The following is a 23,626-nucleotide window of genomic DNA, read 5'->3' as shown; positions in this document are numbered from 1 at the left end:
AGTTAATGTTCTTAAGAATTGTAATAACTCTGGATTATTATTCACCTGTCTATTGTTTTCGTCTTTTCGGTGATGATCTCTATGATGATCTCTCCGATCATCACATCTATTGAAATCACAACCTCCATCAAACCCAAAACCCATCAAAATTACCCCCTTTCGTTCGTTAGTACATCTTATGCTCGTCTAGAAAGGATGGTGTGAGCATATGAGTCTAGTTAGGTGTGGATTTTTTATTTAAATATAAAACGTGTTTAATAGGGATCTTTTTTATGAATTATTTTTAAAACACCGTATTATAATAATTTGTTAATAAAAAGTTTTTACCAGCCTGTCTATTTCAATTATTACTTTTAAACATACTCTATTTTGACAACTAATAATAAGTTAATTGAATTGTATTGTTAGGTGTCAAAATTAGAAGTAAAGGTAAGTGATAGAGAATGGATAATAATGAAATTCTAACTCTGTTGCAAGCATTTCAATTGGTTGGGGCGAGAGTTGTATTATTTTTACCATCATTTCACGTAGAAGGCCTTATTACATAGATTGGAGAAAATTTTGTTATCCTTTGTCGTGATAATGGGGAAGGCTTTGAAGTAGAAAGTAATGCAAATGGTGGGGGTCTTGAAAATCCAAACCAAATTAGTGTTGCAATTAGTAGCATTTTAGTGGTAAGTGATGATCGAGGAGCATAATAAATTGAAAATTTTTTTACTATATAATACATACTTATTATAGGAGGGGGATAGATGTATCAGTTTTGTTTTAATTCTGATAATGGTAAACGAGAATTTAGATTATTTGATATAAATCCAATTCCTCTTATCACTCCATTTAAATCAAAAGGGTGTTTTGATACTTTATATAGGGGCATCTAACATTTGTGGATGCTCTTTTCATTTGCATTCAAAGAGTTGTTAAAAATACTATATTGAAAGGGCTATTCTACAGACTCCTTTTAGAGGAGCATGCATTAAATAAAGTTGGCTTGTACATATTTTGTTTGGAAGTGTATTATAATTTTGAATTGAACAGTCCGTGTCAGTTTTATTGATCCTCATTACAGAACTTTGCTGAAACAATCTTCACTTAATCCCCTAATGTTTCTAATCAATTAAGCTATCCCTGGAGTTAAAAGAGGGATAGCTTCGTTTTTAAGATTTAGTCCTACGCTAACATATCTATCGTTATGTGTACTACAAGAAGGGTAATTACACTCACGAAGATTAAGATTTTTAACGTCTTTATTTTGGTAAATGTAATTCGAACATAGCTGACTAAAAATAAACGTTTTTGATATAACTACATCTTTGCTTCCCATACCATTTTCTTTTTTTATTGAGTAAGCTCGTCAGTGAAAAAATGATACGTTAATCTTTTCCTTGCTTTTTATAAGTATGATTCCATATAGCAAGAAAACGATTAAATACAAAACAACTTCAAACAATGGTTCTCGCAATTAAGGCTTCTTATTCTTACTTCTAGTAAAAATGAAAAAACGTAGACTTATGCCTACCGGCATTTATCTTCAACTTAAAATTGGTGTTTCACGCCTTCGCATTTTTGAGGAAGCGGCCTTCTGTCGGAAAAGATAACAGTGACCTTTGCACCGAAACGGTTTATATTGCGTATTAAAATTCCTCTATTAACATATTTAAAGCTTTTGACTTTATCCTTTCATATTCCATAGCTCCAGCTAGTTCTTCAGCAAGTAATGGTGATTTTCTGACGTATTTTTCACGAATCACATCATACAATTCGTAAGGAAATAACATATCAATAAACATAATTTTCTTCTGCTCAGTTGTTAAAGGAGAAACTGACTCATATGCGTTAATCATAATTTGAAATTGATCTGCATTCCAAACACCAGTTGTATCTAGGAGAGGAATAATCATTTTACGCAAGTCTCGAATAGGAAGATCGTAAGAAACTGTATCTAAATCAATTACCCAAATTTGATTACTTGGATCTAATAAGGAATTTCCTGTTCCATAATCTTGATGACATAAATTAGGGAATTCTTGTAATTCATCAGTCCATTTTGTATATTCAGATTCCAATAGTCTTTGGTGTGTGTGTTTTGCTTCTGAAATGAAAGCATCGATTTCAGTCAAGTACAATTGTGAAAATGGGTCATCCGGCATAGTTGCGGATAAAGTTTTCCAAATCTCCATCTGTTGAAATCTTTTAATGTAATGATTGGGCCAACGTCCCAGTTTTGTAAAGATGGGTATGCCTGGTGGCGGTTTGTAGCCAATAGAAGCTACATGAAAATCCGCTAACCCTTTCATAATCATTTCAAGGTCTTCTTGCATTGTAAGCTCAAATGGTCTTCCCTCAATCCATTCATAAACAACAAATAAAAATGGACCGTGTTTTGTATATAACTGATTCACTTTGCTTGGAATTATGCTCGGTACACGCATGCCTTTCTTTGCAAGATAATCTTGAGCGTGAATAGAAAATAAAGCCTTTTTTTCAGGGCGATGAATTCTCTTTAAGCAAAATGGTCCATCTGCAGTATGAATTTTCCATACTAAGGCTAGTTGTCCACCTTGTATTAATTCAATTGTAGTCGCTTGAATGTCCCAATGTTGAATCATTGTCTCTGCCAATGCTACTAATTTTTGCTCCTCTTCGGGCGATAATGTATACACCGCTTCTTCATTATGATTCTCCACATATACCACCATCCTTTTATACTCTCTTATTACTGTATGGTACATGACCATTTTTGCTCTAGCCATTTGCCTTTAAGAAGAAAAAGTACTATGTATCTTCAATTATAAAAGATGAAATAATGCTTGATAACTCACAAATATAAGGGTTCCTTCGTAACATATGAAGAAAGTTGTATTTTATGAAACAGGGAGGCGATTTAATGAAAATTGCGATAATATCCACTGAAAAGCTACCTGTACCAGCTGTACGGGGGGGAGCTATTCAAATTTATATAGATTCTGTTGCTTCCATTATTGCTTCTAATGGAAAAAATGTGACAGTTATTTCTATAACAGATCCTAATTTAAAATCAGAAGAAAAAAACAAAGGTGTAAGGTATATACGTTTTCCAGAAGAGGAGTATCTGTCTGATGTTATTAAACATTTGAAACAGGAAAAATATGATGTGGTTCATTTATGTAATCGTCCCAATTGGATTACAATTTTACGTGAGGCGGCACCACAGACTAAATTCGTATTAAGTGTGCATAATGAAATGTTTGCATACGAAAAGATAAGTGATAAAGAGGGCGAAGCATGTATTGCTGCTGTTTCCAAAATTGTAACAGTTAGTGATTATATAGGAAAAACAATTACCTCACGCTTTCAAACTGCAAAAGCAAAGACAAGAACAGTATATTCTGGTGTAGATGTAAATGAGTATTATCCTTCGTGGACCGCGAATGGTACAAAAGTTAAAAATCATGTGCAAAAACAGTTGAATTTACAAAATAAAAAAATAGTCTTGTTTGTTGGACGCTTGAGCAAAGTAAAAGGTCCTCATATTTTGCTACAAGCTCTTCCTAAAATAATTGAGAAGAACCCAGACATCGTAATGGTTTTTATTGGTTCAAAATGGTTTGGAGATAACAATGTAAATAATTATGTAAAACATTTATATACCTTAGGTGCAATGTTTCCAGAACATGTAGTCTTTATTAAATTTGTTAAGCCCAAGGATATTTCAACACTTTATGCTATGTCAGATATTTTTGTTTGCTCTTCACAGTGGCAAGAGCCTCTTGCTAGAGTGCATTACGAAGCAATGGCAGCGGGTTTACCAATTATCACAAGTAATCGAGGCGGTAACCCTGAAGTTATTGAAGAAGGGAAAAATGGATATATTGTCAATGACTTTGAGAATCCTGATGCATATGCAGAAAAGATAATTGATCTATTAAATAACGAAAATAAAAGAAAACAGATAGGGAAATATGGACGTGCGAAGGTCGAAAAAGAATTTAATTGGAACCGAGTCGCTATGGATTTAATGAAAGTGTATGGGGAAGTTTTATAAAATTTAAGAGGAGGGTGATGAAAGTTGGAAGAAACAACTGGATTAGAGAGTGAACATTTAAAAAAGGTCCTTAGTTTTTATCCATTTGAAGTAAGTAATATCATTTTACAATCAAGCAGAAGTGGGAGAACAATGTGGGAAGTTGAAACAGAAGAAGGATTAAAAATATTAAAGCAAGCACATATGCATCCAAAAAGGATGCTATTTATTGCTGGAGCACATTTACATCTCCTTCAAAATGGATTACCAATTACAAACATTCATAAAACAAAAAGAGGGGGCTTTTGTATTGGATCTGATGGGTATGCATATGTACTATATGATAAGCATCAAGGGAAAGAAGTCATATATTACAATAAAGAACAGTTAGAAAAGGTACTCATATATGCAGGGAAATTTCATCAAGCATCAGAAGGCTATATTCCTATGCAAGAAAGTAAAATTCGGAGTCGATTAGGAAAATGGCATAAATTATACAGATGGAAATTACAAGAATTAGAAGGAAATAAAAGAATTGCACTCTCCTTTCCAGATGATGTATTTTCAACGATGTTTTTAGAGTACGTCGATAAGATGTTAGCACGTGGTAAGAGAGCATTACAAGAAATAGATGATCCATATTATGACCAATGGACAAAAGAAGTTATTGCATCTAATAGTTTTTGTCAGCAAGACTTTACTTTAGCAAGGTTTGCAGAAATAGATGATGCTGTGTTTATGAAAGAGCTACATTCTATTACAAGTGATTTACCCGTGAGGGATCTACGTATCATTTTAAATAAAGTGATGAAAAAAATGTCAGTTTGGGATACTAATTTAGCAATTCATATGTTGAGTGCATATGATTCGGAAAATTCCTTATCAGAAAAACAATTTCGTGTTCTTTGGACTGATTTATCGTTCCCTCACTTATTCTGTGCAATTGCACATAAATACTATTTAGGACAAAAGCGCTCTTGGTCTGATGAAAAGTATATTTGGGCATTGCAAAATATCATTGCACTTGAAGACTCTAAAGAAGAATTTTTACAAAATTTTTCTGATATTTATCAAGAAATCAAGAGCAGTAGCGGGGGGAAATAAAATGAGTTCCGAACAAGAAGAGATAGTAATCCCTATTTTAGATTTAGAGAAATTTGTGTTTTCTCCACCAGGGCCAATGGGGTGGGAATTGTCAGAGTATGAACAGCAAAAAAATATTGTACTAAATGAATCGTCGGTGCTAGAGAATTTAGAGATTATTAAGGAAATAGAATTAGAGGAGTTACCCAAAATCGGATTGCTAGATTTAGAAGAGAAGTCTCCACAAAAAACTACAATAATTGATGAAGTAAAAGATGAAGTAAAAGATGAAGTGAAAAATGAAGTAAAAGATGAAGAGATTCAGAAGACGAGAAAGACGACGAAGAAGAGGAAGAAAAAGAAAAATAAAATAGAACTAGATGAAAAATCCTCACAAAAAACTACAATAATTGATGAAGTAAAAGATGAAGAGACTCAAAATTCAATAGAAATAGAAGAACAAAAAACGGAACAAAATGAGGTCGTTCCAACTCAAATAGAAAAGCCGAAAGTAAAAGTCAAAATTATTACTCCCGATCATCCATTAAAAAGCCCATGGATAGCAAACTTAGTAAAGAGCGCTAAGGAAAATGAATAATGAAATTTCCGCAAATAGATTAATCTTTTCATATTCTTTCAACATAGTATATATAAATCTATATTGAAGGAGTTAGGTAAATGGCTGATGTGAAGAGAGCAAAAATAAAACTAGATGTTGAGAATGGCTTTAGTGTGAATTCAGATGGTGATTTACAGGAAGTTCTAAAATCTCTAGCTGAAATAATTCAATCTGGTACACATAATGGTGTAGAGGTTGAAATTCAATATGCTGATGAAACAGAAGTTATCTTTACAGACGAGGAAGACGAGGAAGACGAGGAAGCCGAGGTAGAAAACGAGGTAGAAGAGGAAGAAGAAGACGAGGACGACGAAAACGAAGAAGACGAAGAAAACGAAGAAGACGAAGAAGACGAAGAAGACGATGATGAAGAAGACGAAGAAGACGAAGAAGACGAAGAAGACGAAGAAGACGAAGAAGACGAAGAAGACGATGATGAAGAAGACGAAGAAGACGAAGAAGACGAAGAAGACGAAGAAGACGATGATGAAGAAGACGAAGAAGACGATGATGAAGAAGACGAAGAAGACGAAGAAGACGAAGAAGACGATGATGAAGAAGACGAAGAAGACGATGATGAAGAAGACGATGAAGAAGACGATGATGACGATGGTGAAGAAGAAGACGCGTAAAATAATCAGCACTAAAATACGCTTGGTTCTCCAAGCGTTTTTTGTTCTTTAATATATACATATAGGCAACCTTTATATATCTTTTATATCAAACACACGTATTTATTTTTTCGATAGAAGGCTCTCTCCTCAAAAATATAAAGATGTGAAATATCAAATTTAGGAAGGGGTTGAATATCGGCAAGCATTAGTCTATCTTATTTTGTACAATACAGGAACCATACATAAAGATGAGGTGCAATCCATATTAATCAATAACATTTGGAGTTTTCGCATTTATAAGAATCAGAAAAACAAAGTCTGAATTGCGAGAATCATTGTTTATAGCCTTTTTGCATTTAATCGTTTCCTTGCTATGCGGAATCATACTTATAAAGAAATGTAGAAAATATTAACGTACCATTCTTGCTCTGCCGAGTTTCCTCAATAAAAAGCAAAATGGTACGGGAAGAAAATTGTAGTTGTATCAATAATGTTTATTTCTAGTTAATTATGTTCGAATTGTTTTGATCAAAATAAAAACGTTAAAAATCCAAATCTTCTTGAGTAGACTCTTGCTTCTTTTAGCACACATATTACGATTGAGAAGTTAATGTAGGACAGAATCTTAGCAACAGAGCGCTCCACCTCTTACCCCTAGGAACTACAGGGATAGCTTAATTAGTTAGAAACCGTTAAGTTTCTGTATTTAGGAATTCCTCAATTCAAATAGCCCATCAGAACGTTAAATACTGGGCAGTTTAAACAATTAGAATTTTGAGAGGGCGTATTAGATTTCTAGCAGGCTGATTAGTAGATTCTGCTACTTGTTTATATACCTGATCTAGTTTTTTTGCTGTATGCTTAAATGTAAAGTTTTCCTCCACAATTTTTCTTCCGTTTTCAGCAATCCATTTTGCAAATTCTCGTTGAGATAACAAAGCCTGGACAAGTCTGGCAAACTCCATTGGATTATCATATTGTTTTACTAGGCAGCCGTTATATTCATCTGTTATAACTTCTGCATTTCCCCCACGGTTTGTTGTAATAATTGGGATTCCAGCAGCCATTGCTTCATAATGAACACGTGCCAATGGTTCGTTCCATTGTGAGCTACATATAAATATATCCCCCATTAGAAATATATTATGAATTTGATCTGCAGGAATAAATTTGGTGAAAATTACGTGTTCTTTAATTGGCCTAGCCATTCTATATAGCTTTTTAACATATTTATTTACTCGGTTATCACTAAACCATTTACCACCAACAATTACAAGTACCGTATCTTTATGCGTTTGAATAATCTTTTTCATAGCTTGAATGAGCAAGTCTGGACCTTTATTTTTACATAATCGGCCAACAAATAGAATCACTTTTTTATCTTGGATACCGTATTTTGTACGAAATGTATTTCTTATCTTTTGTCCTGTTGGTGTCCAGATGGAGGGAGATTGTTTTAAATTAACACCAGAGTAGACAATGGAAATCTTTTCTTCAGCTTGTGGAAACCTCTCAATCACTGTTTGTTTAATATAGTTACTAACAGTCACAATGGCGGTAACCATTTCAATAATAAGATTGCCTTCACAAATAGATAGTTTATGTTCAGCAAACATATCGTTATGAAGGCCTAATACAAATTTACTGTGTGGAGAAGCTTGTTTATATAGAGGTATATTTTTAGGACGATTAAAGACATGTATAATATCAAAGGTATTGGTTTGAAGTGTTCTTATAACATGCTGTTCATAATCTTTTTGAGGCACATACACGTAATTGACATTGTCTTGTGTTTTTTGATTTGGAAGACTTGGATCTGAAATAGAGAAAATAGTAAGTTCATAATCTTGACTTATATAGGGGGACACCCCATCAATCATCATTTGAATTGCTCCACCTTTAATTGCGGGAGATGGTAATTTTTCTGTACATATATATGCAATTTTCATAAACTAATCCCCTTTGTATAGTTGTTTTATATAATGATATTCTGCTTCCAGTCCGTCGGATAGAGAAACTGTTGGAGAATATTGCAGTAATGTACTGGCCTTAGATATATCTGCCCATGTCTGCTTCGGTTCTCCAGGAACTGATTTTAGAAAGTTTTTGGTTGCTGATTTCCCTGATATTTTTTCTAACATAGAAATGATGTCTAAAATGGATGCTTGTTCTTTTCCACCGATATTGATAACTTCACCTATTATATTTTTTTTTGTCTCTAAAGCGGCCACTGTTCCTCGTATACAGTCATCAATATAGGTAAAATCACGTGTTTGTGTTCCATCACCAAATATTGTGAGAGGTTTATCTACTAGCAGTTGTTTAATTAATCTATGAAATGCCATATCAGGACGCTGCCTTGGCCCATACACTGTGAAATATCTTAAAATAACAATTGGTATGTGAAAATTTTTGTGATAAACATGACATAAGTGCTCACCACTTAATTTGGTAACACCGTATGGAGATAGAGGGGTAGGTAATAAATCCTCAGAAACTGCGCCAGATTTTTCACCATAAACAGAAGATGTGGATATATGAATGAATTTATCTAATTTTATGTGTTTACAGGCTTCAAGTAACTGCTGTGTAACCATTATATTATTTGTAACATAAGGCTGAAAATCTTTTCCCCAACTTGATCTCACACCAGGAATAGCAGCTAGATGATAAACAACATCTATATCTTGTAATAGTATTGATAAATCTGTATTTAGAATGTCTTCTCGTATGAATTGAAAACGTGAATTCAATTCGAGAGATTGTATATTACCTGTCTTTAAAGTAGCTGGGGTAGGACCGATGAAATGATCAATTCCAACTACATGATATGCACTATTTTTAAGTAACGCTTGACACAGATGTGAGCCAATGAAACCAGCGGCTCCTGTTACAAGTATTTTCATGACCGACCCACTCCAATATATTGTAATCCGTATTTTTCTATTTCATCTTTTTCAATGCAATTGCGTCCATCCACGATTGTGCATCCCTTCATAACTTGTTTGACTTGTTTCCAATTAAGTGTTTTAAATTCATTCCAGTCCGTGGCGATAATAATACAATCAGAATTTGTAATTGAAGATTCTAGGTTATCATGCTGGGTAACTTGTCTTTTTAAATGTGAAGGAAGAAAAGCTTTGGGGTCATAGGCATGTAAATCATAGCCATGAGGGATTAACTTTTCAAGAAGTATTACGGCAAGGGAACTACGAATATCATCAGTATTTGGCTTAAAGGCAATTCCTAAAACTGTTATTTTTTTTGAAGAGGGTTCTTTTATAGCTTTTTTAATTTTTTCAACATAGAGATCTATCTGTGTGGAGTTAATGGATTGCACAGCTTGTAAAATAGGAACTGCTACGTGCCTATCAGTTGCTGTATAAATGAGTGAATGTAAGTCTTTTGGGAAGCATGATCCGCCATATCCCATCCCCGCCTGAAGAAAATGAGGATTAATTCGAAAGTCATAGCCAATTCCTTTTGCCACTTCAACAATATCAATGTTATATGCATCACAAATTCGAGAAATTTCATTTATAAAAGATATTTTGGTAGCCAAAAATACATTAGATGTATATTTAATCATCTCTGCTTCATTTAAACCTGTACAAAGGAAAGGAGCATTAATCCCTATATATATATCCTGCATAATCTTTAACGATGTTTTGTCACCTTTTTGGATACCTATAATAGTTCTATCTGGATTGAACATATCGTGAACAGCAGAGCCTTCGCGAAGAAATTCAGGATTGGAGACAATATTGAATAAGGCTGATGAAACCCCACGTTTAATAAGTGTTTCATATAATTGTTGATTTGTACCTGGTGGAACTGTACTTTTCGTAATAATAGTTTTATACGATGTTATAGCTGGAACCAGTAGATCAATGACGGAGTAGATATATTTTAAATCCGTCTTTCCACTTGATGTAGAAGGGGTTCCTACAGCGATAAAAATAACAGGTGATTGTCGAATAGCATTATCGATATCACAACTGAATTGTAATCGGTTTCTATTTTTGTGAATAAGCTCCTTTAAATCTGGTTCATAAATGGGGCACTCCCCCTTTTGGAGAGCTTGAATTTTTTCTTGATCCTTATCTACACATATAACATCATGACCTAAATCTGCTAATACTGCTGCTGATGTGATTCCCACATAACCAGAGCCTATAATACATATATCCATATGATAATCACCTCTCTGAACTTAGTACTATAGTACTAGTTGTTACAGTATATTGAGGGACAAGTTGGATTGGTGACAAATGAAAGGCCTATTCATATAAGCAATGAAAGCAATCAGAAGGTAAAAGCCTCTTTTGGAATCGTCATGCGCAGGTAAGGCGGTTACTGAATATTAATATTCTAAACACTTAAGGGAGCGAGAGATTAGTGATAAAAAAAGCAATCATTCCAGCCGCTGGTTACGGCACAAGGAGCCTTCCAATTACAAAGGTAATTCCAAAAGAAATGTTTCCAATAGGTAATAAACCTGCGATTCATTATATTGTGGAAGAGGCTGTAAAGTCAGGTATTGAACAAATATTAATTGTAATTTCTAGCAGAAAGGATTTAATAGTTGATTACTTTGATTATTCATTAGAATTGGAGGCTTTTTTAGAAAAAGAAAAAAAAGCCCACCTGTTAAAAGATCTTGCTATTCCAAATGTTCAAATCCATTATATAAGGCAGCCATACGCGAGGGGACTTGGTGAGGCAATAAGATTAGGTGAAACATTTATTGGTAATGAACCTTTTGCTGTACTCTTGCCAGATGATATTGTAGTTTCGGATAAAGAAACTGCTTTAAATCAGTTGATTAGTATTTATAAAGAGACAAAAAATAGTGTAATAGGCATTCATACGGTACCAGACGAGTGCATAGAGAAGTATGGTATTATCGAAGGAAATGTTGTAAAAGATAATTATATGAATATTACAAATATTATAGAAAAGCCAAAAGTAAATCCTCCATCTAATCTTGCAGTAATTGGTAGATATGTTTTCACGCCTGATATTTTTTCTTTATTAAAAAACATTCAACCTGGCGTTGGGGGGGAATATCAATTAACAGATGCGATTCATTCTTTAATTATGACTAAAAAAGTATATGGAAAAATGATTGAAGGGAAAAGATTTGATATCGGACAAGAAGATGAATATATGCAGCTTCTTAATCTTATATATGGACAAAGCAAAACAGGTAAAAATTAATTTCTGAAAAAGCATTCAAAAAACATACAATTGAAGTCAACAATCGATTCCGGAAGATTTGATGAAACATATGTATAAATTAAAGGTAATTAAATATATTTAGATCCTACCTTTGAATCAGAAGAGAATACAATTGATTTTCATTTAAACAAGAAAAGAAATCAGATGGCTGCAAAGTGCTTTTTCAAAAAGCCTTGCGGTCTTTTCATGTTTAAAAGCTCCGTGTTATCTCAGGAGAACAAAATTCAACCTAACCGATGTAATTTGCAAAAAGAATAAAGATATCCGTAGGCATCTCAATCAGACAAGTACAATATCTAAATAACATTAAGAAACAGAGCATTGTTTTATAAAGAAACGGTGTCTTATCAAAATTATTGCTGACCAAATAGATATGCATATCCATAATCGATAGAAAACGTTATTATACATATTTCCTTACGACAAAAAATGGATTGCGAACTCTCAGTCATCCAAGAGTCTGCTTCGTTAATACGTTAGAATTAAAGCTCTCAACTTTAGTCAAGGGAGTGTCTACCTGGATTGTTTCTTATTTTTAAAAATATTCAGGTACTGTTCTAAAAAATTTCGTGATGCAGAGTCTTAATCTTCACAAAAAAGCATCTCCACACAATGGATACCTTCAACTATCCCCCCACCTTGATTAAACTACTTCACTGCTCCACCAAATAAAACTATTATGTATTTTTTCACATTCTATTGCAATAAGCATATATTATATAGGAGATATTCCTTTCTTTCGAAACTCAAAAGGCCCTTTTTGGGGCTTTTTTATTTTATGAAACTTCAATCAAGTATATAACTTAATTTTTAGTTAAATATTCTCAAAAGAATTATATGATTAATTGACGTTTACTTGTCTATTTAAACTAAATATAACAAATTTGGTTTCATGACGTGGAAATTTCATTTAAAAATGATAATAAGTATATGGATTTAACAATTTATCTTTTGCTTGATTTATATATTAATTGTTTTACATATTTTATATGTTTATATGTTTTAAGAGCATGGAATGTCTTGGTATATAAGGGATTATGACTCCTAATTATAACAAAAGTGGTTCTAAAGATAACAAAAATGGTTTTAACTATAACAAAAATGGTTTTAAAGGTAACAAATTTGGTTGCTTAACTCTAACAAAGATGGTTCTAAAGATAACAAAAATGGTTTTAACTATAACAAAAATGGTTTTAACTATAACAAAAATGGTTTTAAAAATAACAAATTTGGTTGCTTAACTCTAACAAAGATGGTTCTAAAGATAACAAAAATGGTTTTAAAGGTAACAAATTTGGTTGCTTAACTCTAACAAAGATAGTTTTAAAGGTAACAAATTTGGTTCTTTAACTCTAACAAAGATGGTTTTAAAGATAACAAATTTGGTTGCTTAACTCTAGCAAAAATATTTCTAAAGATAATAGTTTTAACTATAACAAAAATGGTTCTGAAAATAACAAATTTGATTTTAAGCATAACAAAACTGTTTTAAAGATAACAAATTTGGTTATACAATTTATAAATGTAAATATTTCCAAAAAAATATTACTATTCAAATGACTTTCGGAATACTTTTATATAGAACAAAGGGCTTTTTAACTGTAATAGTGAGAGTGTAATTTTCTGAATAAACAAAATAAATTGTGGCAAAGTGAATATATTTGTTATAGTTAGTAGAACAGTAGAGGTAAGAAAGAAGGGACGTATGTAGGTATGTCTGATAGTAAAGATTTGCAGATTAAAGAAAATAATATTGTTTCAAAATCAAATACTTTAATTGAAGCAAATTCACGTTTAAATTTAGTAGAACAAAAAATATTACTTTGTTTGGCTAGTAATATTGAACCTAATGATTGGGATTTTAAAACCTACACATTCTCGATTAAACATTTTCATGATCTACTTGATTTAAATGGATCTACTAAATATTCGGAGTTAAGTAAAATTACTAAAGAATTATTATCAAAAGTAATTGAAATTCGTATTGGAGAAGAGCTGATACAGGTATCTTGGCTGTCTTCAGCAATTTACAACAGAAATAAAGGAACAATTGATATGCGTTTCGATCCATTATTAAAGCCATTTCTATTAGAATTAAGCAACAAGTTTACAAGCTATAGATTAGCTAATGTTATTAAATTGAAAAGTACATACGCTATACGTATTTATGAACTACTAAAACAATATGAAGATTTAAAGGAACGTACAATTAGTCTTGAAAATTTAAGGTATTACTTAGATGCGATGGATATATACCCTAACTATGCAAATTTTAAGCAACGTGTGTTAAAACCTTCTCAAAAAGAATTGAATCAAAAAACAGATATTTCTTTTGAATTTGAAGAAATTAAATTAGGCAGGAAAGTACAAAAAATCAAATTTATTATCTATAGCCAAAAAAAGAAAGATAACAATTTAATTCATTTTGAAAAGAATTTAGATAAATTTCAACAGCCCAATACATTTGAACAAAAAATTAAAAGATTTGAAGAACGCTGTAAAGAAAAAGTATTCCCTAAAGTGTTAAAAAAATGGGAAGCTCATAAAGAAATTGTATTAGAAATAATTGAGGATATAAGATTTCGTTCAGATATTAGTTCTCCAATAGGTTATGTAGAATTCACTCTAAATTCCCAATTAAAACAATTGTCTGATAAAGAAATAACAAACAAAAGTAGTCAAAATAAGAAGGTTTCTCATAACGATACAGTATTAGAGATTGATAACATTATGAATTTAGTTATCAGTAAGTATTCAACAGCTACAGGTGCTGTAGCTACATTTTTAGTTAAAGACACAGCAATTGAGAAATTAGTAAGAGTAGTTACATTAGAAGAAGCTGAAGCCATTTGGATAGAACATGAAACGTTTGTTATGGATAAAATTTATGAATGCATTAAAAAGAATATAAGAAGGAAAAGATACTAGATTTAAAATAAAGTTGGATCATGTTGTTTACCTGAATTTGTATAAATATGTAGGAACTGTCCACTTAAAAAGATCATACTCATGCTAAATTTCCTTCCCGCTGTATGACTGCATCCACCTACACCTGAATAAACAGTTGTAAATACATTAGGAAGTTAAATTTTTATATGAATATGCACTTTTTAAGAATAAAGAGCAGTATGGAACAGTGTATTCGTTAACAATGATTTTTGAATATGAGTTAAAAGAAGGGGAAATACCTTGTCTTTCAGATAACCCAGATGAAAATTAAACCTATGTTAAATGGATACTTTTAAACGAATTGCACAACATCGTTCTATATTCTAATCTTTGTAACGAAATTCAAACATACATAAATAACAAACGAAATGTTGAACTTATGGAGGAGTAACAATTAGCTGAATATTAATAAAGTTTTTAGAGAAAAATCAAAGATCCTGATTATCAATTAAAAAGAGCGTTTATGTTATAGTTTCCAATCTTAGAAAAGATAGGATTGGAACTGTTAAAAATTCTAAAAAACATTATTTTTTACCTAGGAAAGAATTATAAATAGTGAATATAATTTGGATTTTCTTGAAAGAGAAATGGATATTTCGATGCGTGAAAGCAACAAGAAGGAATGAGAAAAATGCATTCATTATTTAAAAACTAACATCAAAAATACCTACACAGGGAGGTGCAGGTATCCAATAAGGGTGTTTCGATATGTAATTCATATTTTATCAAGGTCCATTGGAAATGACAAGTTAAAAGACAGAAAATTCTGTGTAATAAGTTGAGAAACAAAAAACGGACTTTCAACTCCACTCGATATAATATACCTAAAAATATCAATTTGTTACAATATTACTTATGTCTTAAATAACTCTAATAGCCTACTATCATTCAAGTTGATAGTAGGCTATTGCATTTTAGATGATAAAATTAAACGATTTTATTATTGTTAAACAATAGCTACTTCTTTAGGAATTATATAAACGGAGTTTTATTCTGATGAAAATGAATTGTTGATATTGATGTTGAATTATGCGTGTAACATTTCTTATATTCGCTCTGCCTTATAGTAGGGCTTATTCATTTAGGAGAAAAAGTTGTGATTGTATTTACATAATTGAAATAGAATTTACATTTTTAGCGAAATAAAATTAAAGCCTGATTTGGCCCAGTACGCTTCATTACTCTTTATCCATTAGCTGCTGCTGTTGCAATTCCTTCGTTATTTGGGCGACACTAACTATTTACTTGACAAGTGCCATCATCTCTTACTAGAATCTTTCCAATTAGTCCTACTGGCACCCATTCGGGTCGTTTTTTCTTGGGATGTACTCACGTTTCGGATCCCATTCCAGGTTTATAACAGGTTGAATTTCCGACCGCTCAAGAATGATTGTATTCCTATTTTTATCTTTTTTTGCTGGAATTGTCACTTCGTAATAGGTTCGACATCCTCATTCATCCAGTACATAACGACCATGCCAGCTTAATCCCGCACTATTCCCAAGTAAACTAGGAGTTGCGCTGCTGATTTCTAAGATGAACTCATCTGCAGACATAGCTACTCTAACTTTATCTTCTTCTAAGGTGACAAAGTAATCGATAACTATGCTATTTCCATCGAATGTTTCGAATATCTTGGCAACATCAGCTCCACCTGTGTTATAAGTGGCGCCGTCAATATACATTTCACCATTACTTGCCAGCCACTTGGCTCCTAAACCTCTAAATATATTCGTTGTGCCATTTGCAATAAACCATGAATTGGATTCTTCTGCATCGCCAAAGCGTCCCATAATATGGGCATTTTGAGATCCCGCAGTAGTAGTATTTTCTCCTTCCGCATGAGAAAAATCACCATCAGCAATCGTAAGAGAACCTTCCGCATGCGAGGCCTCACCATTCGGTTGAGTATGTACTCCTTCTGGGTGAGAGGTAGAGCCATTTGCTACAGTTTGACTTCCTTCAGTGTGTGAGCAATCTCTATTTGCAGTCGTACCACATCCTTCAGCGAATGAACAATTCCCATTCTCTACAGGGCTTCCTTCAAAGGAGCATTCTCCAATACTGCCAGCTACATCACAAACTAGTGGTGGGGCAGGTGGTCCGGTCGATCCGGTATTGCCAGTAGGCCTATTGACGTCAGTCGGTCCTGATGGAAAAGTAAAAGGGGGAATCGGTGGGAGAGTGGTTCAATTAACCTTGGATCTAATGCAGCTCCATGTAAGCTTTCATGCGAATTAAATGGACTTTCATTTTACATAATCTACCTCTAATATTTCAATCCTTTACTAATCAATGTGAATTATGAATGGAATATGAAAATACAAGGTTAATAAAGCTTCTAGTATTTTTGTAGTAAGTAGTTCGAACGGTGAAGTTTAAAAAGGAGTGATTCCTGATAAAAAAGAGGACATTAAATGCTCTCAAGAAAATAATTATGTACTAAATAAAATAGAAATGTTGCAATGTATGAAATAGAAATTGTTTGAAATAACATTCCTAAATCAAATAGCACTTCTGATGGGGTGGGATTAGTAAAAGGAACTGGTGTGAAATGGCCAAAATTAAAAAACATTATTATTTGCTAAAATCGAAAACATTAAAACAAAAAACAAATTTTAAATAGCTTCAATAACTGCCTATTAGATTGTTGTGTGAAAGGTTATTGCCTCTCTGAAGATAAAATTAAAGTTTTTTATTATCTCTATACGGAAATTTTATTATTTATATGGATACAGACATCCAAAACTCACGTTAATAAAATTTTAACAGCGCTAAAAATATTTTTTGAGGGTGAGAGAAATTCTCATGACTAATAAATGTAGGATAAAAAGCATAGAATCGATTATATGGAAGGGAAGTAACATCATTGCATTAATATGAATGGATATAAAGCAGTGAAAAAAGAACCTAAATTCTTGACAGATAGAAAATAAGTTCTTTCTTTGTTAAAGAAGTTGTATCTAGCAGTGTGTTGGAGCATCATATAATATATGTATTTATTAGTAAGATGTGTTTAAATTCCGAAATATGTATCTTAGTAAAAATAAAAAAGGACAGTTAAAAACTGTCCTTTTTTCTATCTTTTAAAGATAGTTACCGAACAGGTAATTTAGGGTTTTGGGGTGTAAGATGATCATCATCTCATTGTTAATGTATGTAAGTAATGCAAAATGGCTTGTACAAATGTTGAAATTAGTAATTTTTATTTTAAATAAATTAGCTAATTGGGAAATTGATAAAGAAAGAACATCTAATCGATTAATTTCTTTCATAATTTATAGTGCAAATAAGTTTTTTAGGAAAAAGGGGATATGTTAAATGTCTTTTGAACGTAGATGTGAATGTGATGAATGTAATAGAAATTGAAGAAAAAAAGGCTGTGAGGAAGTAAGTGAATTAGGGAATTTTAAAGGACGAAGAAGATTAAACGATTTACGGGAAGGCGATAAAATTAGAGTTTTTTCAGGTGGAGATCAGATTGATGGAATACGAGTCTTTATTCGCATAGAGAATAGATTTCTTATTTGGGTGGCTACTGCGAACCTTAATATGATAAGATTAGATGCTATTAGTTTTAGACGAGTAGTTTAATAGAATTTTTAATAAATATTAGGAAAAGATAAGAGGGAGAAGACTCTTATCTTATTTTGTTTTTAGGGATTATTATATTATGTATGTTAAATAAATTGTTTAAATACTTTAAAAGAAGGGATTTATATAAGATAAATCCCTGCAATAAAATAATAGAAAGGTAGAATACATTATATGTGCAGATTTTCAATTAGGTTTGTACATTTTTAATAAATTTATTTGTTTTATGTAAAAGGTGCCAAGAAATACTTTGTAGTTTTATTTCTTGGCGTGGGTATTTATTTGGGTCATTTGGATGCCGACCTTACCATAGTATATGTCCGATATATGGAATGGTTTGTTATTTATGTTCAGTTAAGTAAAATTTAAAAAAGAAAAACACCTATTTTTTAATAGGTGTTTTTCTTGCAAATTGGCTTATAAATTAAGGGAAAGATTTTTCCTTTAATTAAAATTAATTAATCTTCTCCATTATCATGTTTATGTTCGTCACATTCTTTACAATGTCTGCGACGTTTACAACAGAAACGATCACAATCAGGTGAATTTATAGAGATTACGTTAATTTTATTAATTGCGATACGTGCTAATCCTGGAAAACAATCGAAGTCAGATAAAATAATTACATTGTTTCCTTGAAAACCTTGGAATGTTGCACTTGTAGGTGGTTGACAATCATATTGAAGAACAATACAAGTACCAGGAGTTAATGTTCTTAAGAATTGTAATAACTCTGGATTATTATTCACCTGTCTATTGTTTTCGTCTTTTCGGTGATGATCTCTATGATGATCTCTCCGATCATCACATCTATTGAAATCATAACCTCCCCCAAAACCAAAACCCATCAAAATTACCCCCTTTCGTTCGTTAGTACATCTTATGCTCGTCTAGAAAGGATGGTGTGAGTATAGGAGTCTAGTTAAGTGTGGATTTTTTATGTAAATATGAAATGGTGTAATAAAATTATTTTTGGTTCTGGTGTAAAAAATCTATAAAACTTGGACATACGGATATTATTACTCTAAAAAGGTGTGTGCTCGGTATGAAATAAATTGAAGCTAATGATTGTAATATCTTATCTTGGTTAATAGAAGAAGTGTAGCATAAATTCGAGTAGAGATTTCATCTCACACAACAAAGCAGCCAGCTTAAATGGCTAACTACTTGTTGTACAAAAGAAAATTAGGCCCTACAATTTAGGTTGTATAACTTTAAAGTTACAGTTATAGTATAAACCGTATTGGAAATGTTATTCGGAAGGAAATATAATAATGATAATTTCATTTTGTAGAGATTATTTACGCATAAAAAAAGCGCTTATATAGCGCGCTTAAAGTGAACTTTCAGATCATGCCTGCCCATAGGTGATCTAGATGCATGTGTAGCATACAGTAGCATATGTAAATTTGAATTGAATTGTGTGCGAATTAATTAACGATACAGGGGTAGAGAAAAGTGTTTATGAACAGTGGAAAAGAGTATAAATTTAACATACATCCTAAATAATTAAGTTGGTTCGTATCAATGATGTAATGATCAAGCCTACTAATATTTCTTAACTAGAATTTATATCAACTCATACATCACCAATCAAATTTAATTTTATATCTTGTTCGTATAAAAAAGTGTCCATAACAGAATTTTATTCCTTGTTATGTTAAAACTACACAATTAACGTATTAAAAACCTTTTTAGGCATAACAAGAATTGATGATCATACAATGATATAGAAAGGTCTATCCGACATATAGATTACCTCTGGCACTCTGAAAAGACACCTAATTAAGGTGTCTTTTTACTTTTTATCTTTCGTATATATTAAAGTATAGGATGAGCTTAAACGCTCCTATTCCATTTATTCAGTTAAAAATCTAATCGTATTAAGAGCATCTATTATCCTGGATGTTCTCTTTTTATTGAACAAAATCGTTTTTTTAAGTGAATAAAAAAGAGAACACATATAAGTGTGCATCTAGACTAAAAGGGTTGAACGTATGGAGTGGAGTACCCCATACAATAATATATGCCTGTCTGATTTAAAGGTGACAAGTTGTTTATAAAAACGCTATTTGGTATGAAAATGTAAGAGCACTCCGGAGAGTGCCCTTCTGTAATGACTATTCACTCTAAAAAGAGAGGATAGAATATATCATATGTAGTTATGTTTGTTTAATTGTGTGTCTTTTGTAAAAAAACATTTTATACATCAAAAAAAGCGCTTATATAGCGCTTTTTGAAAAGTAGGTTTCAGATCACACTCCCACATGTGACCTAAATACATGTGCACAAGTAGTATATGTGAATTTGAATTGAATTGTGCAAATAAATTAACAAGACAGGAGTGGATTGAAATAAGCCTTGTTTAAATATATGGGAACTAATTAAAAACAAGCTAGTTCGTATCAATGATTAAGCCTACTAATAATTTTTTCATCAGAATTTATATCAACGTATACATCACCAATAAAAATTTAATATCTTTTCATATAAAAAAGTGTCCATAACAGGTTTTTAATCTTTGTTTTAGGTAGTTTTCTTTTGTTGTCCTGTCATTTTTATGACCTACTGCAGCTGCTGTTATATGAGGTGATAGTCCCTTGTAGTCGTATAAGTACTGTACATAAAAATGTCTAAAGAAGAGGGGGAGTAATTCGTATGTTCTCCGTAAAGGATAACTTTGTATCCTTAATGATTTTAGAAATATATTGTGATAAGTAATTTTCTCTATAAGTAGTATGATTCTTTGTTTGAAATATAGTCTTTCTATTTGTATTTCCAATGTTCACAGGTAATCGTCTCCGGATTTGAAACGCAACAATACGATTAAAAATTTCCTTATTAATAGAAACAATTCATTTATTATCACTCTTTGTATGGGCCACCTCGACCACACGTACCCCTGTAGTAGTATGGAACGACAATAATCCAATATGACTCACCAAGAAATATAAAGATTTCAGAAGAGGGGGGTTTTTGATATTTAGATGTAAGACAATCACTTATTGAATTGCCTATGGATATGCAAATGAAGTGGGTTGGGAGCCTCTTACTATACTTAATTGAAGGGAAATTAGTGAAACGTTTTAATAATAGCGTCTATTTAGATAGCAGCAGTGTGACAAAACCAGTTAAGATTTTCAGTAAAGAATATCAAGTACTTGATAAAATAGTCAAAGAAACAAACAGCACTATTGAGGAATTTATTGTGACCGTTATTCGTGATAAAATCATTAACTATCAAAATATACAATAAACGTATTTATAAGCTATTTTTAAGCATAACGAGAATTGATAATCATACAATGATACAGAAAGGCTTTTCACATGGTATCTATCTCTTATACCTAAAAAGACACCTAATTAAGGTGTCTTTTTATTTTTCACCTTTCAAGGAGAACAAGCATATATTAGAGTATAGGACGAGCTTGACCGCTTTTCCTCCATTCTAAGTTTTGGTTAGAACTCCTTATACATTAAGAGCATCTATTGTCCTGGATGCTCTCTTTTTATTGAATACAATGTGTGTTTAGTGTTCTGTAGACGGGGACATAGAGTTAGTAATAACAATTGAAATTGATAAAATTTTTAAAAATAGCATTATTTCACATCACTCATTTTTTTATGAATTTTCTAAAATTATTAATGATAATACTTAAGATATGACGAATATAGTTGAGGTTCGATTGGAGTTCTAACAAAACATCCGAATTTGATTAATTAGTACAGCTATCAGTCAAATAACAAATGCTTGTACTAGTTTAGTAATGATAAATACGATTGGGGAAAATGTATTAAATTAAGATTCTACATAGAAATAACACGTATACATTCACATCGAAATAGGTTGTCTCATAATATGTTAAGACTGTTCTATTAAGATATTATAAGGGCGTGAGCATATGAAAGATGTAAATGTGAAAATTGATCTTCTAAAATCCGAACAAAAAGAGATCATACGTGATATTCGTAATTTAGAAACTCGAATAATAATTAACGAGAAAGACATTTCTACAATTAATAAGCAATTAGAAAAAATAAGCATAAATACCTCTTGGATTTTACGGATAATTATCAGTACGATAATTATGGCCGTTTTAGGTTTGATACTAAGAGGGATAATTTAAAATTCTCAAAAGTACTTTTTGAAGAGAGACAAGTGTCTCTCTATTTATTGTGAGGAGACGCATATTGGAAAAAGATAAAACAATAATTTGAATCATATTTCTCAAAAGTAAATAAGTAACCCCAACTATAGAAACTACATAGTCCTTATAAATACCACTATTCATGAGTTTATTTACCTGTCGTTCCATCTTTAAGTCCCATACCCATAAAAATAAAAATCCTTCCATGAAAAAATCTATATTTACCATTATCCTTCCTAATTCAAGAGTAATTATCTTTCATACTTCGTAGACATAACAGTCTATATTATATGAAAAGTCATTATCCCAACTAATAAGCAATACTATTAAGAAGAAAATATAATGGAGGTGAAGTCATGGGGGGGTTAACGCTATAGGTGCAGATATTGCACTTTTAGCAAGATTACTGAGAGCAGAAGCTGAAGGGACTCAGGGTATGTTGCTAGTCGGAAATGTAGGAATTAACCGAGTAAGAGCCATTGTTCCGATTTTAAAAATCTTCGTACCATTAGACAAATGATTTTCCAAGAACATGCATTTGAAGCTGTTACCCATGTTTATTTCTATCAAAGAGCAAGAGAAAGTGAAAAACGCTTAGCTTGTCGAGTAATCAATGGAGAGAGTTATTGGCCTGGAAAATTTAGTTTATGGTATTTTAGGCCACCAGGTGATTGTCCTCAACAATGGTATAATCAACCTTTTGTCGAACGTTATAAAAACATTGTTTTTTCAACCAACAGCCGCAACCTGTGAACAGGTTTATAACACATTTTAAAAAATGATAAAAACAATCTGTACAAAAGTATATAGTAGCAAATATGTTGGTTTACGCTAACTGTAATTCATCATCCACTTACCATTGGATATCGCCTTGCGCAAGCTTGAGTAAGGTGAATTCTTTCGGGAAATACGGTTAGAAATAATATAAAGAAATCTAGATAAAACAAAAAAACACAGATAAATTTCTATCCATGAATATATATTATAACGGCTCTAGATTATGCCATAGTTATGTAGGAGAATCGATGCCTAGGGCTAAAAGATTAAATGAAATGATTATGATGGTTAATCAAATGAAAAAATTTACTGTGGAAGGATTAGCACATGAATTGGTTGTTTCAAAACGAGGCATTTTCAATTAGGTTTGCACATTTAGAAAGTTAAATATATATAGGTAACTTTATGGATTGGTGGTATAGGATCTTCTAATCCTTAATTATATCGTATAAAAAACTTGGTAATTAACTTGTACACTTTTAATAAGTTTATTTGTTTTATGTAAAAGGTGCCAAGAAATACTTTGTAGTTTTATTTCTTGGCGTGGGTATTTATTTGGGTCATTTGGATGCCGACCTTACCATAGTATATGTCCGAT

At 31.9% G+C, this 23,626-nt stretch carries 14 protein-coding genes and 9 pseudogenes; 14 read left to right on the top strand and 9 right to left on the bottom strand.

Features of this window, described 5'->3' with window-relative positions; genetic code table 11:
* Positions 1 to 443: 443 nt before the first annotated feature.
* A pseudogene (locus tag ACTFRH_RS30165) lies at positions 444 to 698 on the top strand (hypothetical protein).
* A gap of 419 nt (positions 699 to 1,117) precedes the next feature.
* Here ACTFRH_RS30165 and ACTFRH_RS30160 read toward each other — a convergent pair.
* A pseudogene (locus ACTFRH_RS30160) lies at positions 1,118 to 1,352 on the bottom strand (IS200/IS605 family element RNA-guided endonuclease TnpB); the annotation flags it as partial.
* Positions 1,353 to 1,634: 282 nt separating this feature from the next.
* Entirely contained in the window at positions 1,635 to 2,738 is a 1,104-nt protein-coding gene (locus ACTFRH_RS30155; RefSeq protein WP_002182058.1) for a CotS family spore coat protein, read from the bottom strand.
* 149 nt (positions 2,739 to 2,887) lie between these two features.
* Here ACTFRH_RS30155 and ACTFRH_RS30150 point away from each other — a divergent pair, with 149 nt between their 5' ends.
* From ACTFRH_RS30150 to ACTFRH_RS30135, 4 genes are all read left to right on the top strand, one after another.
* The gene (locus tag ACTFRH_RS30150; protein ID WP_000684275.1) at positions 2,888 to 4,024 is read left to right on the top strand and encodes a glycosyltransferase family 4 protein; all 1,137 of its coding nucleotides are present in this window, start codon (positions 2,888 to 2,890) and stop codon (positions 4,022 to 4,024) included.
* Between the two features lie 24 nt (positions 4,025 to 4,048).
* On the top strand, positions 4,049 to 5,107 hold the full coding sequence (gene cotS / locus ACTFRH_RS30145) for a spore coat putative kinase CotS (RefSeq protein WP_000393193.1): 1,059 nt from the start codon (positions 4,049 to 4,051) through the stop codon (positions 5,105 to 5,107).
* A gap of 1 nt (position 5,108) precedes the next feature.
* Positions 5,109 to 5,684, top strand: coding sequence for a hypothetical protein (locus ACTFRH_RS30140; protein WP_000093660.1), 576 nt, complete (start codon positions 5,109 to 5,111; stop codon positions 5,682 to 5,684).
* A gap of 80 nt (positions 5,685 to 5,764) precedes the next feature.
* Positions 5,765 to 6,337 carry an AAA family ATPase gene (locus ACTFRH_RS30135; RefSeq protein ID WP_440048902.1) on the top strand — a complete coding sequence of 191 codons (573 nt, stop codon included), beginning with the start codon at positions 5,765 to 5,767 and terminating at the stop codon, positions 6,335 to 6,337.
* A 740-nt stretch (positions 6,338 to 7,077) separates the two neighbouring features.
* Here the strand turns inward: ACTFRH_RS30135 and ACTFRH_RS30130 are convergent.
* Genes ACTFRH_RS30130 through ACTFRH_RS30120 form a run of 3 tightly spaced genes read right to left on the bottom strand, consistent with a single transcriptional unit; the run spans position 7,078 to position 10,511 of the window.
* On the bottom strand, positions 7,078 to 8,268 hold the full coding sequence (locus ACTFRH_RS30130) for a glycosyltransferase family 4 protein (RefSeq protein ID WP_000686386.1): 1,191 nt from the start codon (positions 8,266 to 8,268) through the stop codon (positions 7,078 to 7,080).
* A gap of 3 nt (positions 8,269 to 8,271) precedes the next feature.
* Positions 8,272 to 9,225 carry an NAD-dependent epimerase/dehydratase family protein gene (locus tag ACTFRH_RS30125; RefSeq protein ID WP_000699350.1) on the bottom strand — a complete coding sequence of 318 codons (954 nt, stop codon included), beginning with the start codon at positions 9,223 to 9,225 and terminating at the stop codon, positions 8,272 to 8,274.
* On the bottom strand, positions 9,222 to 10,511 hold the full coding sequence (locus tag ACTFRH_RS30120; RefSeq protein WP_000350304.1) for a UDP-glucose dehydrogenase family protein: 1,290 nt from the start codon (positions 10,509 to 10,511) through the stop codon (positions 9,222 to 9,224). Before ACTFRH_RS30120 ends, ACTFRH_RS30125 begins: the two co-directional genes overlap by 4 nt.
* 206 nt (positions 10,512 to 10,717) lie before the next feature.
* Here ACTFRH_RS30120 and ACTFRH_RS30115 point away from each other — a divergent pair, with 206 nt between their 5' ends.
* From ACTFRH_RS30115 to ACTFRH_RS30105, 3 genes and pseudogenes are all read left to right on the top strand, one after another.
* The gene (locus ACTFRH_RS30115) at positions 10,718 to 11,539 is read left to right on the top strand and encodes a UTP--glucose-1-phosphate uridylyltransferase (protein ID WP_000591177.1); all 822 of its coding nucleotides are present in this window, start codon (positions 10,718 to 10,720) and stop codon (positions 11,537 to 11,539) included.
* Positions 11,540 to 11,803: 264 nt separating this feature from the next.
* Positions 11,804 to 11,900, top strand: a pseudogene (locus ACTFRH_RS30110) (IS6 family transposase); the annotation flags it as partial.
* A 1,373-nt stretch (positions 11,901 to 13,273) separates the two neighbouring features.
* The gene (locus ACTFRH_RS30105; RefSeq protein WP_001284019.1) at positions 13,274 to 14,488 is read left to right on the top strand and encodes a replication initiation protein; all 1,215 of its coding nucleotides are present in this window, start codon (positions 13,274 to 13,276) and stop codon (positions 14,486 to 14,488) included.
* Positions 14,489 to 14,499: 11 nt separating this feature from the next.
* Here ACTFRH_RS30105 and ACTFRH_RS30100 read toward each other — a convergent pair.
* Together ACTFRH_RS30100 and ACTFRH_RS30095 are read right to left on the bottom strand one after the other, a co-directional pair.
* Positions 14,500 to 14,643, bottom strand: a pseudogene (locus tag ACTFRH_RS30100) (IS4 family transposase); the annotation flags it as partial.
* A 1,051-nt stretch (positions 14,644 to 15,694) separates the two neighbouring features.
* Positions 15,695 to 16,524, bottom strand: a pseudogene (locus ACTFRH_RS30095) (peptidase G2 autoproteolytic cleavage domain-containing protein); the annotation flags it as partial.
* Between ACTFRH_RS30095 and ACTFRH_RS30090 the strand changes: the two are divergent.
* From ACTFRH_RS30090 to ACTFRH_RS30080, 3 genes and pseudogenes are all read left to right on the top strand, one after another.
* A complete protein-coding gene (locus ACTFRH_RS30090; protein ID WP_000333408.1) occupies positions 16,475 to 16,750 on the top strand; it encodes a hypothetical protein in 276 nt (91 codons plus the stop codon). The pseudogene ACTFRH_RS30095 and the gene ACTFRH_RS30090 sit on opposite strands and share 50 nt — an antisense overlap.
* An 891-nt stretch (positions 16,751 to 17,641) precedes the next feature.
* Complete coding sequence (locus ACTFRH_RS30085) at positions 17,642 to 17,830, top strand: hypothetical protein (RefSeq protein ID WP_000584145.1); 189 nt, start codon at positions 17,642 to 17,644, stop codon at positions 17,828 to 17,830.
* A pseudogene (locus ACTFRH_RS30080) lies at positions 17,831 to 18,103 on the top strand (hypothetical protein). It abuts the gene before it with no gap.
* Positions 18,104 to 18,561: 458 nt separating this feature from the next.
* Here the strand turns inward: ACTFRH_RS30080 and ACTFRH_RS30075 are convergent.
* Together ACTFRH_RS30075 and ACTFRH_RS30070 are read right to left on the bottom strand one after the other, a co-directional pair.
* On the bottom strand, positions 18,562 to 18,951 hold the full coding sequence (locus ACTFRH_RS30075; protein WP_000505646.1) for a hypothetical protein: 390 nt from the start codon (positions 18,949 to 18,951) through the stop codon (positions 18,562 to 18,564).
* A 1,637-nt stretch (positions 18,952 to 20,588) separates the two neighbouring features.
* Positions 20,589 to 21,030, bottom strand: a pseudogene (locus ACTFRH_RS30070) (site-specific integrase); the annotation flags it as partial.
* Here ACTFRH_RS30070 and ACTFRH_RS30065 point away from each other — a divergent pair.
* From ACTFRH_RS30065 to ACTFRH_RS30055, 3 genes and pseudogenes are all read left to right on the top strand, one after another.
* Positions 21,027 to 21,359 (top strand): annotated as a pseudogene (locus ACTFRH_RS30065) (DNA-binding protein); the annotation flags it as partial. The pseudogenes ACTFRH_RS30070 and ACTFRH_RS30065 overlap by 4 nt on opposite strands.
* A 646-nt stretch (positions 21,360 to 22,005) precedes the next feature.
* On the top strand, positions 22,006 to 22,230 hold the full coding sequence (locus tag ACTFRH_RS30060; protein WP_000655911.1) for a hypothetical protein: 225 nt from the start codon (positions 22,006 to 22,008) through the stop codon (positions 22,228 to 22,230).
* A 394-nt stretch (positions 22,231 to 22,624) separates the two neighbouring features.
* Positions 22,625 to 23,026: pseudogene (locus tag ACTFRH_RS30055) on the top strand (cell wall hydrolase).
* Positions 23,027 to 23,626 lie beyond the last annotated feature (600 nt).

It is taken from the genome of Bacillus cereus group sp. MYBK216-1 (assembly GCF_051916495.1).
Taxonomy (GTDB): Bacteria; Bacillota; Bacilli; order Bacillales; family Bacillaceae_G; genus Bacillus_A; species Bacillus_A thuringiensis_K.
The sequence above is the reverse complement of the archived record's forward strand: the minus strand, read 5'-3'. Positions and strand labels throughout refer to the sequence as shown.

Bases quoted from the DNA above. Each gene is read 5' to 3' on its own strand.
- ACTFRH_RS30140 (WP_000093660.1), top strand. From the start codon at position 5,109: ATGAGTTCCGAACAAGAAGAGATAGTAATCCCTATTTTAGATTTAGAG.
- ACTFRH_RS30105 (WP_001284019.1), top strand. From the start codon at position 13,274: ATGTCTGATAGTAAAGATTTGCAGATTAAAGAAAATAATATTGTTTCA.
- ACTFRH_RS30150 (WP_000684275.1), top strand. From the start codon at position 2,888: ATGAAAATTGCGATAATATCCACTGAAAAGCTACCTGTACCAGCTGTA.
- ACTFRH_RS30130 (WP_000686386.1), bottom strand. From the start codon at position 8,268: ATGAAAATTGCATATATATGTACAGAAAAATTACCATCTCCCGCAATT.
- ACTFRH_RS30135 (WP_440048902.1), top strand. From the start codon at position 5,765: ATGGCTGATGTGAAGAGAGCAAAAATAAAACTAGATGTTGAGAATGGC.
- ACTFRH_RS30060 (WP_000655911.1), top strand. From the start codon at position 22,006: ATGAAAGATGTAAATGTGAAAATTGATCTTCTAAAATCCGAACAAAAA.
- ACTFRH_RS30120 (WP_000350304.1), bottom strand. From the start codon at position 10,511: ATGGATATATGTATTATAGGCTCTGGTTATGTGGGAATCACATCAGCA.
- ACTFRH_RS30075 (WP_000505646.1), bottom strand. From the start codon at position 18,951: ATGGGTTTTGGTTTTGGGGGAGGTTATGATTTCAATAGATGTGATGAT.
- ACTFRH_RS30125 (WP_000699350.1), bottom strand. From the start codon at position 9,225: ATGAAAATACTTGTAACAGGAGCCGCTGGTTTCATTGGCTCACATCTG.
- ACTFRH_RS30155 (WP_002182058.1), bottom strand. From the start codon at position 2,738: ATGGTCATGTACCATACAGTAATAAGAGAGTATAAAAGGATGGTGGTA.
- ACTFRH_RS30085 (WP_000584145.1), top strand. From the start codon at position 17,642: ATGATCATCATCTCATTGTTAATGTATGTAAGTAATGCAAAATGGCTT.